Origin of the sequence: Paraburkholderia sp. MM5496-R1 (assembly GCF_050436205.1) — a bacterium.
Classification (GTDB): domain Bacteria; phylum Pseudomonadota; class Gammaproteobacteria; order Burkholderiales; family Burkholderiaceae; genus Paraburkholderia; species Paraburkholderia tuberum.
The window spans coordinates 2,918,374-2,935,968 of sequence record NZ_JBNDLT010000002.1 but is presented as its reverse complement, the minus strand read 5'-3'; the positions used below and the strand labels follow the sequence as shown (position 1 = coordinate 2,935,968).

Below are 17,595 nucleotides of genomic sequence, written 5' to 3'. Positions count from 1 at the left end.
TACAAGTTCAGCACGGCGCTTTCCGCATAGCGGTTGAGTTTAGGGATCGGGGTGTGCTTAGGCAAGTTGTAAGTCTGACGAAAACGCCTCATGCTTCGCCCGTTGCCAGGCTGACGCAGCGCCATGCGCATCGCCCTTATCGAACCCGACCTGCAACACGCCAAACTGGTTGACCGGCTCATTTTCGCCGGCGGCCACGCGTGCCAGCACTTCACCACTAGCGCCACCTTCCTGCAGCGCGCTACCGACGAATTTTTCGACCTGTTGATCACCGAAAGTTGGGCCGGCGACCATTGCGCCGAAGACGTGATCCCGCGCGCGCGCTCCATTCTGCCGGGCCTGCCCGTCATGATGCTGCTGAGCGCACCGCGCGAATGCCAGATCGTCGCCGCGCTGCATGCCGGCGCCGACGACTGTCTCAGCAAGCCAGTGCGCGGCCCCGAAATGCTCGCGCGTGTCGAGGCGCTGCAGCGCCGTGCGGGCCTGCGGCGGCCGCCCAACCGTCGACGCGACGTGATCGGCGGCTATACGTTCGACGCGGCGAATTTGGCCGTGACATTCCGCGACCTGACCGTGATCCTGACGCCGAAGGAATTCCGCCTCGCGCTGGTGCTGTTCAACAATCTCGCGCGGCCGGTGTCGCGCGCGCATATTCTCGAAACCGTGTGGGCCCGCCGCCGTGACGTAAATTCGCGCACCATCGACACCCACGCGTCGCGCGTGCGCAGCAAGTTGCAACTGCGCCCGGAGCTTGGCTACACGCTGACGCCGATCTATGGTTACGGTTACCAGCTCGACGCGATCCCGCCGGAGAGCCTGACAGGCGCGAACTGACGCATGCGGGATATATGGCGGGCAGAATGTGAGTATCGTGGAAACGCTATAATATAGGGCTGAACGATAGCTCCCCCAAATGCAGCTTCTAACGATCGGAATCAACCATCACACTGCGCCTGTCGCCTTGCGCGAACGCGTGGCGTTTCCGCTCGAACAGATAAAGCCCGCTCTGGATACGTTCAAAGGCATCTGGCTGGGCCACATGGCCCCCAACGCGCCCGAGGCGGCAATTCTGTCCACCTGCAACCGCACTGAACTCTACTGCGCGACCGACGACCTCGCCGCGCGCGAAGCCTCGGTGCAGTGGCTGTCGAAGTACCACAACCTCCCGATCGATGAGCTCGCGCCGCACGTCTATGCGCTGCCGCAGTCCGAAGCCGTGCGCCATGCGTTCCGCGTCGCGTCGGGGCTCGATTCGATGGTGCTCGGCGAAACGCAGATCGTCGGACAAATGAAGGAGGCGGTGCGCACCGCCTCCGAAGCCGGCGCCCTCGGCACCTACCTGAATCAGCTATTCCAGCGCACCTTCGCCGTCGCGAAGGAAGTGCGCAGCACCACCGAGATCGGCGCGCAGTCGGTGTCGATGGCCGCCGCCGCGGTACGCCTCGCCCAACGCATTTTCGACAAGATCGCGAACCAGCGCGTGCTGTTCATCGGTGCTGGCGAAATGATCGAGCTTTGCGCGACGCACTTCGCGGCGCAGCATCCGCGGGAACTCGTCGTCGCGAACCGAACCGCCGAGCGCGGCATGCGGCTCGCCGAGCGCTTCAACGGCCGCGCCATTCCGCTCTCTGAGCTCCCCGCGCGGATGCACGAATTCGACATCATCGTGTCGTGCACGGCGTCCACGTTGCCGATCATCGGTCTTGGCGCGGTCGAGCGCGCGGTCAAGGCGCGCCGTCACCGGCCGATTTTCATGGTCGACCTCGCGGTCCCGCGTGACATCGAACCCGAAGCCGGCCAGCTCGAAGACGTGTTCCTGTACACCGTCGACGACCTCGGTGCGATCGTCCGCGAAGGCAATGCGTCGCGCCAGGCCGCGGTCGCGCAGGCCGAAGCGATCATCGAAACGCGCGTACAGAACTTCATGCAGTGGCTTGATGCGCGCAGCATCGTGCCGGTGATCCGCCACATGCACACGCAGGCCGACACGCTGCGCCGCGCAGAGGTCGAACGCGCGCAGAAAATGCTCGCGCGCGGCGACGATCCGGCCGCAGTCCTCGAGGCACTGTCGCAATCGCTCACCAACAAGCTGATCCATGGTCCTACGCACGCGCTGAATCGCGCGAGCACCGACAACCGCGACAAGCTGATCGAGCTGATGAGCGGCTTCTACAAACACCCCGGCTCTACCGAGCGTTAGCGGCGCAGTGCTCGCCGCACCTCCGCGCGCCACCGCCGCGGCTCGCAAAGTGCTTCCGCCCCGGGCATTCGCCCGTTCCCCTGGCCGCATCCATTCCGGAGTCCGCTCCGCTACCCGCCCGATGAAAACGAGCATGCAACGCAAGCTCGACCAGCTGACCACCCGGCTGGCCGAACTGAACGACCTGTTGAGCCGCGAGGACATCACCGCCAACCTCGACCAGTACCGCAAGCTGACGCGCGAACACGCGGAGCTCGACCCGGTCGTCGAGCATTACGGGCTGTGGCGCCAGGCGCAAAACGACGCCGCCACCGCGCAGGACCTGCTCGCCGACGCGTCGATGCGCGATTTCGCCGAAGAGGAAATCCGCGCAGCACGCGATCGTATGGAGACGCTCGGCGTCGAACTGCAGAAAATGCTGCTGCCGAAAGACCCGAACGACGAGCGCAACATTTTCCTCGAAATCCGCGCGGGCACCGGCGGCGACGAATCCGCACTGTTCGCGGGCGATCTGCTGCGCATGTATCTGCGCTATGCCGAGCGCAACCGCTGGCAGGTCGAGATGATGTCGGCGAGCGAATCGGACCTCGGGGGCTATCGCGAAGTGATCGTGCGAATTGCCGGCGATGCCGCGTATTCGAAGCTGAAGTTCGAGTCGGGCGGGCATCGCGTGCAGCGCGTGCCGGCCACCGAAACGCAGGGCCGCATCCATACCTCGGCGTGCACGGTCGCGGTGATGCCGGAAGCGGACGAGATCGGCGAAGTCGAGATCAACCCGGCCGATCTGCGTATCGACACGTTCCGCGCGTCGGGCGCGGGCGGCCAGCACATCAACAAGACCGACTCGGCGGTGCGCGTCACGCACTTGCCGACGGGCATCGTCGTCGAATGTCAGGACGACCGCTCGCAGCACAAGAACAAGGATCGCGCGCTGAAGGTGCTCGCCGCGCGCATCAAGGACAAGCAGGCGCACGAGCAGCAGGCGAAGGAAGCGGCGACGCGCAAGAACCTGATCGGCTCGGGCGACCGTTCGGAGCGCATCCGCACGTACAACTTCCCGCAGGGGCGCCTCACCGATCACCGCATCAACCTGACGCTGTATCGCCTCGACGCGATCATGGACGGCGATCTCGAAGAACTGATCGCGGCGCTCGTCAGCGAGCATCAGGCCGAACTGCTGGCTTCGCTCGGCGACGCGGACTAACGCCCCGACAATGACCGACGCCTCCCCGGCTCCGCTCGACCCCACCGCTCTGCCCCCCACGGCCGAGGCGCTATTGCGCGCATCGCCGCTGCCGCCGCTCGAAGCGCGGATTCTGCTCACGCATGCGCTCGGTTGGCGGCGCACGCAGCTGATCACGCGCGGCGAGGAGCCACTCGAACGCGCAAGCGTCGAGCGTTATCGCGCGCTCGAGGCGCGGCGCATGGCCGGCGAGCCGGTCGCGCAGCTCGTCGGTGCGCGCGAGTTCTTCGGGCTCGAATTCGAAGTGACGCCGCATGTTCTGATTCCGCGTCCTGAGACCGAGCTGCTGGTGGAGACCGCGCTCGCGGCGATCGAACCTCGGCCGCGCCCACGTGTGCTCGATCTCGGCACCGGGACCGGCGCAATCGCGGTGGCGATCGCGTCGATGCGGCCCGACGCGCAGGTCTGGGCGCTCGACCGCTCGGCCGACGCGCTCGCCGTCGCCGCGCGCAACGGCGCGCGCCTGCTCGACGTGAAACGCCCGGGGGGCGCCGTCGTTTTCCTGCCCAGCGACTGGTACGGCTCGCTCGACGCCGCGTTGCGCTTCGATGCGATCGTCAGCAATCCACCGTATATCGCGAGCGGCGACCCGCATCTGCGTGAGGGCGACCTGCGCTTCGAGCCGCGCGGCGCGCTCACCGACGAGGCCGACGGCCTCAGCGCGATCCGCGCGATCGTCGCCGGCGCCCCCGAGCGTCTCGCCGCCGACGGCACGCTTTGGATCGAACATGGCTACGACCAGGCCGAAGCCGTGCGCGCATTGTTGAGCGAACGCGGTTTTGCCGAGGTCCGCTCGGCGCGCGATCTCGCCGGCATCGAGCGGATCAGCGGCGGCGTGCTGCGCGCCGCTGCGGCCTGAGCGCGGTCGCCGAGGCTAAAACCCCAGGCGCGACGTGGCTGCGGCCGCCCGTAGCGAAATCCGCTATCATTTCAGCCTATTCCCATCCTTTATCGGAACCGCAAGGTCAGTCATGGATACGCAACAACGCATCAAGCAAATCGTCGACGGCAACAACGTCGTTCTCTTCATGAAGGGCACGGCCCAGTTCCCGATGTGCGGTTTTTCCGGCCGCGCCATCCAGATCCTGAAGGCGTGCGGTGCCGGTGAAATCAAGACCGTCAACGTGCTCGAAGACGACGAAATCCGTCAGGGCATCAAGGTGTTCTCGAACTGGCCGACCATTCCGCAGCTTTACGTGAAGGGCGAATTCATCGGCGGCTCGGACATCATGATGGAGATGTACGAATCGGGCGAACTGCAGCAGCTGTTCGCCGCGGCCTGAGCGTTCTACGCTTCGTTCGCTTCATCAGGCGCCGCAAGCCATGCAGCAAGCACGCACCGCGGTGCCTCGGCGGCTGATCGTCGCGATCACCGGCGCCACCGGCGCCATCTACGGCATCCGGCTGCTCGAGACGCTGCGGCGGCTCGGCGGCGTCGAGAGCCACCTGCTGATTTCGAGCGCGGGTTGGCTCAACATCCAGCATGAACTCGAGTTGGGCAAGGAAGACGTGCATCCGCTCGCGGATGTCGTCCATTCGGTGCGCGATGTCGGCGCGAGCATCGCGTCCGGCTCGTTCGCGACCGACGGCATGATCGTCGCGCCCTGCTCGATGAAAACACTCGCGAGCATCGCGCACGGTTTCGCCGACAACCTGATCACCCGCGCCGCCGACGTCACACTGAAGGAGCGTCGCCGTCTCGTGCTGCTGGTGCGCGAAACGCCGTTCAATCTCGCGCATCTGCGCAATATGACGGCCGTCACCGAAATGGGCGGAGTGATCTTCCCGCCGCTGCCCGCGTTCTATAACCGGCCTGCTTCGATCGACGAGATGGTCGACCACACTGTCGCACGCGTGCTCGATCTGTTTGCGCTTGGGCCGGCGTTGTCGCCGGCGTGGGAAGGATTGCGGGGCGCGCAGGATTAACCGCGACAACGCGGATTAACAACGGCTGCGACGCAATCAATTCCCGCCGAACCCATTTATCAAGCTGGCGTGCGGACCTATATTGGTAGCAACCCAATTTCTCCGTGCCGTGCTTACGCGGCCGCGTTGCTGTCATGAACCGCTTACCTTCGCTTTTCCTGTCTCACGGCGCACCCACGTTGCCGATCGATCCGTCGATGCCGTCCGCCGAGTTCGGCGCGCTCGCCACGCAACTGCCGCGTCCCGAGGCAATCCTGATGTTGTCGGCGCACTGGGGCACCGCGCAGCCACTCGCGAGCATCGCGACGGCGCCTGAAACCATCCACGATTTTTATGGTTTTCCGCGCCAGCTCTATGAAATCCAATATCCGGCGCCGGGCGCGCCCGACATCGCACGTAGCGCCGCCGCGCTGCTCGGCGCGAGCGGCATCGTCGCGGACGTGCAGCCGCACGGACTCGACCACGGCGCATGGGTGCCGATGCTGCTGATGTTTCCGCGAGCGGACGTGCCGATCGCGCAACTGTCGATCCAACCGCACAAGGACGCCGCGCATCATTTCCGCGTCGGCCGCGCGCTGCGCGCGCTAAAAGACGAAGGCGTGATGGTGATCGGCTCCGGCCAGATCACCCATAACCTGCGCGCCGCCGATTTCTCCGCGCGCCCGGAAGACGCCGATCCGCGCGTGGCCGAATTCACCGACTGGTTCGAGGACAAGCTCGTCGCGCGCGATCTCGACGCGCTGCTCGACTATCGCCGCCAGGCGCCGCACGCGGTGTTGATGCATCCGACCGACGAGCATCTGTTGCCGGTATTCGCCGCGCTCGGTGCCGCCGACGACGACTATTCGCTCGCGATCCAGTCGCTCGGCACCTACCAACGCTCGCTCGCGATGACGAACTACGTGTTCGGGACCGCCTGATCCGGCGCGGGGTCGCGCACAAAGGTCAACAAAAAGCCCGCCTGATCATCGATCGGGCGGGCTTTTTATCGGCCCCGAAAGACCCGCGTCGAGCGGATCTTCGGTTTCGACCGGCGCTCAATGCGCGCCGATAACTTCGAGCACTTCGTCGTGCACGAGCTGCTCGTCCAGATACTCCGAACGATAGCCGCTGTTCACGCCCCAGAAGTAGAACACCAACGAGAAGGCGATCACGACGAGCATGTCCCAGCCGTACGGCAGAATGCCGAAGCCGCCAAACTCCTTGCTGCCGATCAGCGACAGGATCGCCATGATCGGCAGATACGCGACCAGCCACCAGGCAGCCTTCAGGTCACGGCCCCAGCCCTCGAAGCCCGACTTCGCCTGAAAGTAGAAATACACCGGCAGCGCGACGACCATCAGCAGAATGATTTCGCCGGTCAGCGGCCACCTCGCCCAGTACAGGATCAGCGACGCGCAGACGAACGCGAACGGCGCGATCACCTTCATGCCGGCGATGTGCAGCGGGCGCTCGAGATCGGTTGCCGCGCGGCGCAGTGCCATCAGGCTGATCGGGCCGGTCAGGTACGAGATCACGGTCGCGACCGAAATCACCGCCGCGAGCGAACTCCAGCCGCGGAAGAAGAACAGGAAGATGAACGAGACGAGCAGGTTGAACCACATCGCGTTGCGCGGAACGCCATAGAACGGGTGCACGTTACCGAACATCTTCGGCATCGTGTTGTTGCGCTCCATCGCGTAGATCATGCGCGAGGTGGTTGCCATGTAGGTCGTACCGGTGCCGCTCGGGCTCACGAACGCGTCGACGTACAGCAGGATCGCCAGCCAGTTCAGGTTCAGCGCAATCGCCAGTTCCGCGAACGGCGAAGCAAAGCTGAAGTGGCTCCAGCCCTTCATCACGTCGGCCGGATTCACGGCGCCGATGTATGCGATCTGCAGCAACACGTAGATCACGAGCGCGAGCAGGATCGAGCCGATCACCGCGAACGGCACGCTCCTGGCCGGATTTCGCGCTTCACCGGCCAGGTTGATCGGGCTCTGGAAACCGTTGAATGCGAACACGATGCCGCTCGTCGCGACTGCGGTCAGCACCGCCGACCAGCCGTACGGCGCGAACGTGGTCGTCTGACCAAAGTTCTCGGTGTGGACGCCTGTCATCATCAGGCCGACGATCGTTGCGCCCGGGATCAGGAACTTGAAGATCGTGATCGCCGAGTTGGCGCGCGCGAACAGCTTGACGCCCCAGTAGTTGAGCAGGAAATAGATGATGACGAGCCCGGCGGACAACAGCAGGCCGTTGGTCGTCAACGACCCGTCGACGAACAGCGCATGCGCCCAGGGATAGGGCCAGGTACTCATATATTGGATCGATGCTTCGGCCTCGATCGGGATCACCGACACGATCGCGATCCAGTTGGCCCACGCGCTGATGAAACCGACCAGCGCGCCGTGCGAGTAGCGCGCATAGCGCACCATCCCGCCAGATTCCGGAAACATCGCGCCAAGTTCCGCGTAGGTCAGCGCAATCGCGAGAATCACGACCGCACCGATGATCCATGCGCAAATCGCAGCCGGACCGGCAATTTTTGCAGCCTTCCACGCGCCGAACAGCCAACCCGAACCGATGATCGAGCCCAGACCGGTCAGCATCAGCGCGAATGGCCCGATGTTCCGTTGTATAGAACTTTTCAAGTCTTCTCCTAAATCAGAACCATGTCGGCACCGCGTGACATCGCTTGTGGCGGTGGGGACGGGGTGACGCGCATGTAAGCGCGTCCAGATGCGGAATAGGTGCAACCGACGCGCGGCGCGTAGTTTAACGGTTGCACCGTGTTACTGCAGCGAAACCGCAGCCGAACTAAGGGTTCCCCCTAGCAAAAAGTTGTCCCCCTGCGCAAGCTTTGTAAGAAAGTTTCGGATCAGTCCGGCAAAGTTTCGTCTAGACTGTTGACCTTCGTCCGAATTCGCCGTATAACGTTCGGGCAGGATTTCAAGTGGCGAGTGAAGTGGTTCTTTCGTAGTTCGCCCATCAACGGTACTCCGGTTGGTCCCATTACCCCCTTCCTTGATTTTCATGCACCCCGGGCTTCGGCCTTATTCACCATTTTTAGGAAAAAGTAATATGGAAACCGGTACCGTCAAGTGGTTCAACGACGCTAAGGGCTTTGGCTTCATCACTCCGGACGGCGGCGGTGAAGATCTGTTCGCGCATTTCTCGGAAATTCGCACTGAAGGCTTCAAGACGCTGCAAGAAAACCAGAAGGTCACGTTTGAAGTGAAGACGGGCCCGAAGGGCAAGCAAGCGGCTAACATCAAGCCGGTGTAAGCTCCGCGCTTCCTTCTGGACGCAAAAAACCCCGCCTCGGCGGGGTTTTTTATTACGGCGGCCAATCTGAATGCGCCGATTAACTTCGCGTTACTTCGCAATCCGCGGCGGATTATTTATTGATTATTCGGGATTATCCGAATACACGCCGCGCATGAATACCGAGGCCAGTCGCCACGCTCGCGAGACGATCGCCGAATACCGCTTGCGCGTCTGGAAACGCCGCGGCCAACGCGCCCGACAGAAACGCGAGGCCGGTCGACCCGCCGGTGAAATAGATCGCGTCGACATCGCGCGGCGCGACGCCCGCCGCCTGCACCGTATCGCGCGCGGCCTGCACGATGCGTCGCGTTTCTTCCTCGCCTGCTTTGACGAGCTGCGCTTCGTCGAACGCGAGACGCAGATCCTCTTCCACCTGCTCGAGATCGATCACGGTTTCGCCGCCCGCCGCCACGCCGATCTTCGCCTCTTCCGCGTGGGCGGCGAGCGCGTGCCCGAAACGCTGCTCGACCACGCGCATCAGCCGGTCGTGGTGCTTCGTCTCCGTGAAAAGGTGCCGCATCAGCGCGAGTTCGCTGACGCGCTTCGGCGTGTAGACGGTGTTGATCAGGTGCCAGGTCGCGAGATCGAAATAAATCCGGTTCGGGATTTCGCGCCCTTGCGGATCGAGCGACTGGTAGCCGAGTTCACGCAGTATCGTGGCGAGTTCGACGCGGCGGTCGAAGTCCGTACCCGCGACGTGCACGCCGTGGTGCGCGAGCACATCGTCCTTGCGCTCGACGCGCTTCATCCGTTCCGGCCCCACTCGCACGAGCGAAAAGTCCGACGTACCGCCGCCGATGTCCGCCACCAGCACGAGCCCCTCGGCGCTCAGGTGCGATTCGTAGTCGAACGCAGCCGCGATCGGTTCATACTGAAAGTGGATGTCGCGCAAGCCGGCGGTGCGCGCGGCGGCTTCGAGCTGTTGCTGCGCCATCTGGTCGGCGCGCGGGTCGTCGTCGACGAAGAACACCGGGCGGCCCAGCACCGCGCGGTCAATCGCGCCGCCGGCGCTCGCCTGGGCCGCGCGCTTCAGGTGAGTCAGGAACGTCGCGATCACGTCGGTGTACTTGATCGCACTGCCGTCGCCGAGATCGGTCGTATTCTCGGCGAGCGGCGAGCCGAGAATGCTTTTCATCGAGCGCATCAGCCTGCCGTCGAAACCGTCGATGTAAGCAGCGAGCGCCGCGCGCCCGAATTCGCTGGTGTGTTCGTCGGTATTGAAGAAGACCGCGGTGGGCAGCGTCGTGTACGCGCCTTCGACCGGCGCCAGCTTCAGCTGCGGGCCGATCGGAACCGCGACGGCCGAATTGGAAGTACCGAAGTCAATCGCGCAATAGTTCATGGCAGGAATGGCCGCTCACGGCTGGCGCGCAGAGAAAGGGGAGCGGCTTTGTATCACGAAAACTCCGGCAGCATCAACTGAAGCTGCCGGGACGACCGCAAGATCGTTTGAAATCAGGACGCGGAACGGATCTTGCTGCGTCCGACCGGATATGCCGCCCCATTTCGCCATCGAGGAGACTTCGCGTCATGAGCGTGCCGCCCACCGCTGCCGTCGATGACCAGCACGCCACGCTGATCGAAACCGATCTGCCGTCGCGGCTAGACCGTCTGCCGTGGGGCCGCTTTCATACGCTGATCGTGGTTGCGCTCGGCGTGACGTGGCTGCTCGACGGCCTCGAGGTGACGCTCGCCGGCGCGGTCGCGAGCGCGCTGAAAACCAGCCCGGCGCTGCGCTTTTCGAATGCCGAGGTCGGCCTCGCGGGCAGCGCATACATTGCCGGCGCGGTGCTCGGTGCGCTCGGTTTCGGCTGGCTGACCGACCGGCTCGGCCGCCGCAAGCTGTTTTTCGTCACGCTGACGCTGTATCTGGCCGCGACCGCGGCGACCGCGCTGTCGTGGAATCTGATGAGCTTCATGCTGTTCCGCTTCCTGACCGGCGCGGGTATCGGCGGCGAATACACGGCGATCAACTCGACGATCCAGGAATTCACGCCGGCACGCGTGCGCGGCTGGACCGACCTCGGCATCAACGGCACGTTCTGGGTGGGCGCGGGGCTCGGCGCCGCGGGCTCGCTGGTGCTGCTCGATCCGCACCTGCTGCCTTCCGACTGGGGCTGGCGCGCGTGTTTTTTCATCGGCGCGGTGCTCGCGCTGGTGATCCTGCCGATGCGCATCTGGATACCCGAAAGCCCACGCTGGTTACTCACGCACGGCGACGAGCGCGACGCCCGCACGATCGTCGAGGGCATCGAGACGCGTTTTCGCGACGCCGGTCACACGCTCGCCGACGACGCCCTCACGCGGCTGCGGCTGCGCGCGCGCGACCATACGCCGTTGCGCGAGGTGTTCCACACGCTGTTCAACGTGCACCGGCGCCGCGCGCTGGTCGGTCTCACGTTGATGACCGCGCAGGCATTCTTCTACAACGCGATCTTTTTCACCTACGCGCTCGTCCTCACCGACTTCTATCACGTGCCGGGCGACGACATCGGCTGGTATCTGCTGCCTTTCGCGCTCGGCAATTTCCTGGGGCCGCTCGTGCTCGGGCGGCTGTTCGACGTGATCGGCCGACGCAAGATGATCGCCGCGACCTACGCGATGTCGGCGATCCTGCTGACGCTGTCCGGCTATCTGTTCGAGCAGCAACTGCTGAGCGTCGTCACGCAGACGGTCGCCTGGATGGTCATTTTCTTCTTTGCGTCGGCGGCCGCGAGTTCCGCGTATCTGACCGTGAGCGAATCGTTTCCGCTCGAAATCCGCGCGCTCGCGATCGCGGTTTTCTATGCGTTCGGCACCGCGCTCGGCGGCATCATCGGGCCGGCGTTTTTCGGTCGGCTGATCGATACGCATCAGCGCAGCGAGGTGTTTTCGGGTTATCTGGTCGGCTCGGCGTTGATGCTCGCGGCGGCGCTCGTCGCGGCGATCTGGGGTGTCGACGCGGAGCGCAAGTCGCTCGAACATGTGGCCGCGCCGCTGTCGAGCGTGACGGATGGTGAGAACGGCATGGACGGCGCTGCATGAAAAACGCGCGGACCGTGCCGCGCGTGCCTGACCGCTTAGTTGCTCATCGACTGCTTTCTTCCCTTTACGCGAAATCGCGCGGCAAGCGCGGCGAATCCATCGCTCAGAACGCCTTCTTCCAGGCGCCGGCGTACGCGATATCCGCGAGCGCCGCGCGTTGACGCGGCGCCTTCTCGCGTTCGCGCAGGACCGGGTCCAGTTTGTCGACGTCGCCGTAATGGCCGAGCGAGATCATCGCGATCGGCTCGACGTCCTTTGGTAGTTCGAAGGTGGTACGGAACGCGTTCACGTCGAAGCCGCTCATCTGGTGCGCGGCGAGGCCGAGCGCGTGCGCCTGCAGCACCAGCGACATCGCCGCCGCGCCGGCGTCGTAGAACGCGCAGCGGTTTACCTCGCCCTTGTTGGTCAGTGTGTGCGCGGTCACCGCGATCAGCACCGGCGCGAGCGCATTCCAGCCCTGGTTGAACGGCACTAGCGTGGCGAAAGCCTTCTTGAACGCGACTTCGTCGACGCTGCGATCGAATACCACAAAACGCCAGGGCTGCACGTTATATGAAGACGGCGCCCAGCGCGCCGCTTCGAGCACGGCGCGCAACTGATCGCGGCTCACCGGCTCGCTCGAATACGCGCGAGGGCTCCAACGGCCTGCAATCAGCTCGTGAATGGCAACTTCGGTTGAGGCGGGTTTGGTGGCCATGCGCTTCTCTCGGTAGATATTCATGTTCTCCGGGCGGCTGCCCGAGGCCACATAGCATAACGGGCTTTCGGTGCGCGCTCCAAGTTGCGGCGCGGCGCTATGCGTGCTGGCTGAGAAAACGCGCACGGCCCCGTTATGGGGCCGTGCGTCGTTGCTTCGCTGACGGTGAATCCGCGCGGCTCGCGAGGGCGCCTCAGATTGCCTGCGGCGTCGGCACCTTGGCCGGGCGGTTGATGCGCAGCACGATCACCGCGGCGATCAAACACAAGCCGCCGGAAATCATCGATGCGACGGTGTAGGTGCCAAGACTCGCGCGCAGCATCCCCGCGCCGAGCGCCGCGAACGCCGCGCCGAGCTGGTGGCCCGCGACCACCCAGCCGAACACGATCGGCGCCGATTCCTTGCCGTAGACGTCGGTCGCAAGACGCACGGTCGGCGGCACGGTGGCGATCCAGTCGAGACCGTAGAACACCGCGAACAGCGGCAGTCCGAAAAAGTCGATCCCGAACGCGTGCGGCAGATACATCAGCGACAGCCCCCGCAGCCCGTAATACCAGAACAGCAGCACGCGGCTATTGAAGCGGTCCGACAGCCAGCCCGACATCGTCGTGCCGAACAGGTCAAACACGCCCATCGCCGCGAGCAACGACGCGCCCTGCACTTCGGTCATCCCGTAGTCGCCGCACATCGCGATCAGATGGGTGCCGACATAGCCATTGGTGCTCGCGCCGCAAATGAAGAAGCTGAAGAACAGCAGCCAGAAGTCGCGCGTTTTGCTCGCCGACGCGAGCGTGCCGAATGCGATCGCGAGCGGATTCTGCCTGGTGACGGTCGTCGTGATGGGCGCGTCATGCGGTTCGCCGTACGGGCGCAGCTGCATGCTGGCCGGATGCTCGGGCAGCAGGAACGCGACGAGCGGAATCACGACGCCCGCCGCGAGCGCGACGACCCACACGACCTGACGCCAGCCGTAATGCTCGGCGATGGCCGCGAGCAGCGGCAGAAACACCAGTTGGCCGGTCGCCGAGCTGGCGGTCAGGATACCCATCACGAGACCGCGGCGCGTCGTGAACCAACGCGTCACGACCGTCGCCGACAGCGACAGCGCCGCTACCCCGGTCGAGCCGCCGACCATCACGCCCCAGATCAGCACCATTTGCCACGGATGCGTCATCAGCGACGACAGCGCGACACCCGCGGCCATCGCGCCGAGCGCGCTCAGCAGCGTGGGGCGCACACCGAAGCGCTGCATCGCGGCGGCCGCGAACGGCCCCATCAACCCGTACAGCGCGATGTTCACCGAGATCGCGAGCGAAATCGTCGCGCGGCTCCAGCCGAATTGGTGCTCGAGCGGCACCATCATCACGCTCGGTGTCGCTCGCGTACCCGCAGCCGCGAGCAACACCAGGAACACCACGGCGACGGTCAACCAGCCGTAGTGGAAACGCCCGCCTATCAGTCGCGCAGCCCAGTTCATCGATTCTCCCATCGACGCGGCCCGGGTGGCGGCGTCGTTCGTATTATTACGGCCTCGGTGAATGACTTGTGACAGATCGGTCACAATAGTGTTGCGATCTTAGTTACTGGTCGGTAACATGTCAAGGCGTCAATCTCATTCGGGTGACTTGCCATGTCCGACAGCGAAACCCCCAAGCCCGCCCCTACTCGTGCGCGGCGCGCGCGCGGCGCACAGACCGCCGGGCCGCAGGCGCAGCTGCATCTGCTGCGCGCGGCCAGCGAGTTGTTCTATCGCGAGGGCGTGCGCACGGTCGGCGTCGATGCGGTGGTCGAGCGCGCGGGCGTGAACAAGATGAGTCTGTACCGGCAGTTTTCGTCGAAGGACGAACTCGTGATGGCGTATCTGGAGCAGAAGGACGAGCAGTTCTTCCGCTACGTCGAGAAGAGCTTCGCGAAGCATCCGGGCGAGCCGGCGAAGCAGCTTCAGCAGTACTTCGACGACCTCGCGGTGCGCGCCTCGGTCGACGATTACCGCGGCTGCCCGTTCGTGAACGTGTCGGTGGAGTTTTCGGATACCGCGCATCCGGCGCGGCAGTTCGTGTTCCGCAACAAGCAGCGCTTGATGGCGCGCCTCGTCGAATTGTCGACAGCGGCCGGCGCCGGCGATCCGCAAGCGCTGGCCGATGGGCTCGGTCTGCTGATCGAGGGCGTGTACGCGGCGAGCCAGACTTACGGGCCGGGCTGCGGGCCAATCCTCGCCGCGCCGAAAGTCGCCGCGCAGTTGGTAGCGGCCGCTTGCGCGGAGAAGCCGGTTCGCTGAGCCAGTCCGTCAGCTGGGTCCTTTAGAATTGCGCGTTTTCCCGTCACATCCGTCCGCCATGCCGTTGCCCGCCGAATCCCACGATGCCGTTATCGCCGCGACCCGTCATTGGCTGACGGAGGCCGTGATCGGCCTGAACCTGTGTCCGTTCGCGAAGGCCGTGCATGTGAAGGGGCAGATTCGCTATGCGGTCAGCGAAGCGGACACGCTCGAAGCGGTGCTGACCGACCTGGAAGCCGAGCTGCAGACCCTCGTCGCCGCCGACCCCGCCGCCATCGACACGACGTTGCTGATCCTGCCGCGCGCGTTCGAGGACTTTCTCGGCTTCAACGACTGCCTGTTCTTCGCCGACCGGCTCGTTCAGCAGCTACGGCTCGAAGGCGCTATCCAGATCGCGAGCTTTCATCCGCATTACCAGTTCGAAGGCAGCGAGCCCGACGATATCGAAAACTACACGAACCGGGCGCCCTATCCGATCCTGCATCTGCTGCGCGAGGACAGCATCGAGCGGGCCGTGCAGGCCTTTCCCGACGCGGAAGAGATCTACGAGCGCAATCAGGAAACGCTGCGGCGCATTGGCCTTGCGGGCTGGGATGCGTTGATGAAGCGCTAAGTGAAGCGCTAGGCCGCGCCTCAGGCCGGCACGAAAAATCGCTCCTTCAGCGCATCGAGCCCGAGCGCGTCCAGCACTTCGCCGAGCCGCTCAGCGGGCCGGCGCCGCGGCAGGTCCTTGTACTGCGCGATGATCAACTCGTTTTTCATCGAGTGTTCCCAGCCGACCAGCTCGGTCACGCTGACCTGATAGCCATGCGCTTCGAGCTGCAGGCAGCGCAGCACGTTCGTGATCTGGCTGCCGAATTCGCGCGTGTGCAGCGGATGCCGCCAGATTTCCGTCAGCGCGGTCTTCAGAGCCTTGCCCTTGTTCTGCCGCAGTACGCCGGCTACCTCGGCCTGGCAGCACGGCACGACGACGATGTACTTCGCGTGCTTTTCGAGTGCGAAACGGATCGCGTCGTCGGTGGCGGTATTGCACGCGTGCAGCGCGGTCACGATGTCGATTTCGGCGGGCAACCGCGTCGACGTGATCGACTCCGCCACCGACAGATTCAGAAACGACATCCCCTTGAAGCCGAGCCGCGCCGCCAGCTCTTCAGACTTCGTCACCAGCTCTTCGCGCGTTTCAATGCCGTAAATGTGCGAAGCCCCACCAGCGACATCCTGAAACTCCTTGAAAAACAGGTCGTACAGGATAAAACCGAGGTATGACTTGCCCGCGCCGTGATCGACGAGCGTCAGCGCCCCCTGCTGGTCCTTCAGGTCCTTGAGTAGCGGCTCGATGAACTGGAACAGATGGTAGACCTGCTTCAGCTTGCGACGGCTGTCCTGATTCATCTTGCCGTCGCGCGTGAGGATGTGGAGCTCTTTGAGCAGTTCGACGGACTGGTTGGGACGGATTTCGTGGGTTTTGCCGGACATCGTATGGGCCGCCATCAATTGCAGTGCGAACGTGCGACAGATGACGGAAAAAGAGAAAGGTTGCTGCCAGTTTACCCAAAGTGCGGCAATCCCAGCGAGTACGCCGCCCGGGTCACGCGAGATAGGCGGTCCACCGGGAACACTTCCTGCTCGAAAGGCGCTGCGCGGAAGTGTCTCGAGAATGGCTGAAAACAGCTTGAGCGCCGGCTGAGCCTGCGGGTGCAAGCCGCGTCGCCGAAAACAGGAAGCTGTCCGGCCGTGCAACCGGACACGCGAACCGGATGCATGTGGGGAGAGCGGCCCCGCAACAAGGGGCGAACGTTACGTAACCAGCAGCGGCCGGCTTTGCAACGGGTCGCGCGCTCGGATGATCACAGAAGAGGCGGCAATGGATACGGTACCCAACGGAAATGTCGAACAGAAGTTTCAGGAAATGATGGCGAAGCTCACCGCCGCGCCGGCATGGTCGGAGAAACAGCAACTCGAACTGGAGATGGCTCGCGACATCTCCACGGAAATGCTGCGGCTCGCCGAGGTCATGCGTGACGGCAACGTCGACCTCGAGACCTGCCTGACGATGCTCAAGTACGCCAAGGTGCTCGACTTCGTGATGACGACGCTCGCGTCGCGACGCGACATCAAGCCGCAGACGTTGCGGGTGATCTTCAAGCTCGCCGGGCTGAAGGTCGATGAGGCGTATCCGGGTTAGCGCGTCGGCATGCTGGTTAGATTGGCTTGGTATCGCGTTTCTCGTGTCACCACAAGACTGCTGCAACACCCTCGCCCGCGGGCGGCCGGATGCCGCTCGCGACGCGGGCTTCCACACTCCCCTTCCACGGGTGTCTCAAGCGTGCCGCGCCTCGACGGGCGGCGTTCCCTCATGAAATAGCGTCTTCAGCTGCTCGCGCAGCTCCGGCGAATCCGCGTGCTTGTGAACGCTGACGGCATGCTGGACCGCGGCTTCGAGCAGTTCGCCGTCGCTGTCGGCGGATAGCGCGACAGTGCAGTTCGTTTCGCTCGGAAACTCGCGACAGTCGATATATTTGCGGGTCATGGCAATCTCCTTGAACCAGACGATCGACCCTTCCACCGATTCAACAGGCGCTTCGCGTCGGCTGCCGGCGCGCGGCAGTGAAGCGCGCCGCAGCGGCTGCGTCGCAAGCGACGTGATTGGGGATTGACGCGAGGAACGACGCGAACGGCGTCCGATGGAAGATGTTTGAAAAGTATAGGTCGCGTGCGGCACGAGCCAAGCGGTGAACGCGATGCGCAACGGCCGGGAGAAAGACTGAATCCAGTATTTTCCGGTCTGGGGCGATCGAGCCCGGTCGCCTGGCGAGTAGCCGCCTGTTGGCCAGTACCGAGCACAGTTCGACAGAGTTTGTCGGCGTTTGCCGCGCGCCGCGCGCGGTGTGACAATAGCGCCCTTCGCGCCGCCTATC

At 64.2% G+C, this 17,595-nt stretch carries 18 protein-coding genes; 12 read left to right on the top strand and 6 right to left on the bottom strand.

What is annotated here, in order from left to right:
- The first annotated feature begins 123 nt into the window (after positions 1-123).
- From OKW38_RS20585 to OKW38_RS20555, 7 genes are all read left to right on the top strand, one after another.
- The gene (locus tag OKW38_RS20585; protein ID WP_090802046.1) at positions 124-834 is read left to right on the top strand and encodes a response regulator transcription factor; all 711 of its coding nucleotides are present in this window, start codon (positions 124-126) and stop codon (positions 832-834) included.
- 79 nt (positions 835-913) lie between these two features.
- Positions 914-2,200 (top strand): glutamyl-tRNA reductase, encoded by a 1,287-nt coding sequence (gene hemA / locus OKW38_RS20580; protein WP_429362851.1) that lies wholly within the window; start codon positions 914-916, stop codon positions 2,198-2,200.
- A 121-nt stretch (positions 2,201-2,321) separates the two neighbouring features.
- Positions 2,322-3,404 (top strand): peptide chain release factor 1, encoded by a 1,083-nt coding sequence (gene prfA / locus OKW38_RS20575; RefSeq protein WP_090802049.1) that lies wholly within the window; start codon positions 2,322-2,324, stop codon positions 3,402-3,404.
- A 10-nt stretch (positions 3,405-3,414) separates the two neighbouring features.
- Entirely contained in the window at positions 3,415-4,302 is an 888-nt protein-coding gene (gene prmC, locus OKW38_RS20570; RefSeq protein ID WP_429362849.1) for a peptide chain release factor N(5)-glutamine methyltransferase, read from the top strand.
- A 112-nt stretch (positions 4,303-4,414) separates the two neighbouring features.
- On the top strand, positions 4,415-4,726 hold the full coding sequence (gene grxD, locus OKW38_RS20565) for a Grx4 family monothiol glutaredoxin (protein ID WP_018420101.1): 312 nt from the start codon (positions 4,415-4,417) through the stop codon (positions 4,724-4,726).
- Positions 4,727-4,766: 40 nt separating this feature from the next.
- Positions 4,767-5,369, top strand: a complete 603-nt coding sequence (locus OKW38_RS20560) for a UbiX family flavin prenyltransferase (RefSeq protein ID WP_184052382.1) — start codon at positions 4,767-4,769, stop codon at positions 5,367-5,369.
- A gap of 134 nt (positions 5,370-5,503) precedes the next feature.
- The gene (locus OKW38_RS20555; RefSeq protein WP_429362847.1) at positions 5,504-6,289 is read left to right on the top strand and encodes a DODA-type extradiol aromatic ring-opening family dioxygenase; all 786 of its coding nucleotides are present in this window, start codon (positions 5,504-5,506) and stop codon (positions 6,287-6,289) included.
- A gap of 117 nt (positions 6,290-6,406) precedes the next feature.
- Here OKW38_RS20555 and OKW38_RS20550 read toward each other — a convergent pair whose 3' ends face one another.
- Entirely contained in the window at positions 6,407-8,002 is a 1,596-nt protein-coding gene (locus tag OKW38_RS20550) for an APC family permease (RefSeq protein ID WP_429335379.1), read from the bottom strand.
- 430 nt (positions 8,003-8,432) lie between these two features.
- On the opposite strand from OKW38_RS20550, the gene OKW38_RS20545 reads away from it, so the two are divergent.
- Positions 8,433-8,636, top strand: a complete 204-nt coding sequence (locus tag OKW38_RS20545; protein ID WP_007180251.1) for a cold-shock protein — start codon at positions 8,433-8,435, stop codon at positions 8,634-8,636.
- Between the two features lie 133 nt (positions 8,637-8,769).
- On the opposite strand, the gene OKW38_RS20540 is transcribed toward OKW38_RS20545, so the two are convergent.
- The gene (locus OKW38_RS20540; protein WP_429362846.1) at positions 8,770-10,020 is read right to left on the bottom strand and encodes an Hsp70 family protein; all 1,251 of its coding nucleotides are present in this window, start codon (positions 10,018-10,020) and stop codon (positions 8,770-8,772) included.
- A gap of 188 nt (positions 10,021-10,208) precedes the next feature.
- Between OKW38_RS20540 and OKW38_RS20535 the strand changes: the two genes are divergently transcribed.
- Positions 10,209-11,702 carry an MFS transporter gene (locus OKW38_RS20535; protein ID WP_090802058.1) on the top strand — a complete coding sequence of 498 codons (1,494 nt, stop codon included), beginning with the start codon at positions 10,209-10,211 and terminating at the stop codon, positions 11,700-11,702.
- A 103-nt stretch (positions 11,703-11,805) separates the two neighbouring features.
- On the opposite strand, the gene OKW38_RS20530 is transcribed toward OKW38_RS20535, so the two are convergent.
- Complete coding sequence (locus OKW38_RS20530; RefSeq protein ID WP_090802060.1) at positions 11,806-12,423, bottom strand: nitroreductase family protein; 618 nt, start codon at positions 12,421-12,423, stop codon at positions 11,806-11,808.
- 169 nt (positions 12,424-12,592) lie between these two features.
- Positions 12,593-13,876 carry an MFS transporter gene (locus OKW38_RS20525; protein WP_090802061.1) on the bottom strand — a complete coding sequence of 428 codons (1,284 nt, stop codon included), beginning with the start codon at positions 13,874-13,876 and terminating at the stop codon, positions 12,593-12,595.
- Between the two features lie 153 nt (positions 13,877-14,029).
- On the opposite strand from OKW38_RS20525, the gene OKW38_RS20520 reads away from it, so the two are divergent.
- Complete coding sequence (locus OKW38_RS20520) at positions 14,030-14,677, top strand: TetR/AcrR family transcriptional regulator (RefSeq protein ID WP_429362844.1); 648 nt, start codon at positions 14,030-14,032, stop codon at positions 14,675-14,677.
- A 58-nt stretch (positions 14,678-14,735) separates the two neighbouring features.
- Entirely contained in the window at positions 14,736-15,290 is a 555-nt protein-coding gene (locus OKW38_RS20515; RefSeq protein WP_429335383.1) for a DUF1415 domain-containing protein, read from the top strand.
- A gap of 20 nt (positions 15,291-15,310) precedes the next feature.
- Here OKW38_RS20515 and OKW38_RS20510 read toward each other — a convergent pair whose 3' ends face one another.
- Positions 15,311-16,153: a class I SAM-dependent methyltransferase gene (locus tag OKW38_RS20510; RefSeq protein WP_184009166.1), complete on the bottom strand. Its 843-nt coding sequence runs from the start codon at positions 16,151-16,153 to the stop codon at positions 15,311-15,313.
- 388 nt (positions 16,154-16,541) lie between these two features.
- Between OKW38_RS20510 and OKW38_RS20505 the strand changes: the two genes are divergently transcribed.
- On the top strand, positions 16,542-16,862 hold the full coding sequence (locus OKW38_RS20505; RefSeq protein WP_090802066.1) for a DNA-binding protein: 321 nt from the start codon (positions 16,542-16,544) through the stop codon (positions 16,860-16,862).
- Between the two features lie 135 nt (positions 16,863-16,997).
- Here the strand turns inward: OKW38_RS20505 and OKW38_RS20500 are convergent, their stop codons facing one another.
- Positions 16,998-17,207, bottom strand: coding sequence for a DUF1059 domain-containing protein (locus tag OKW38_RS20500; protein ID WP_090805487.1), 210 nt, complete (start codon positions 17,205-17,207; stop codon positions 16,998-17,000).
- Positions 17,208-17,595 lie beyond the last annotated feature (388 nt).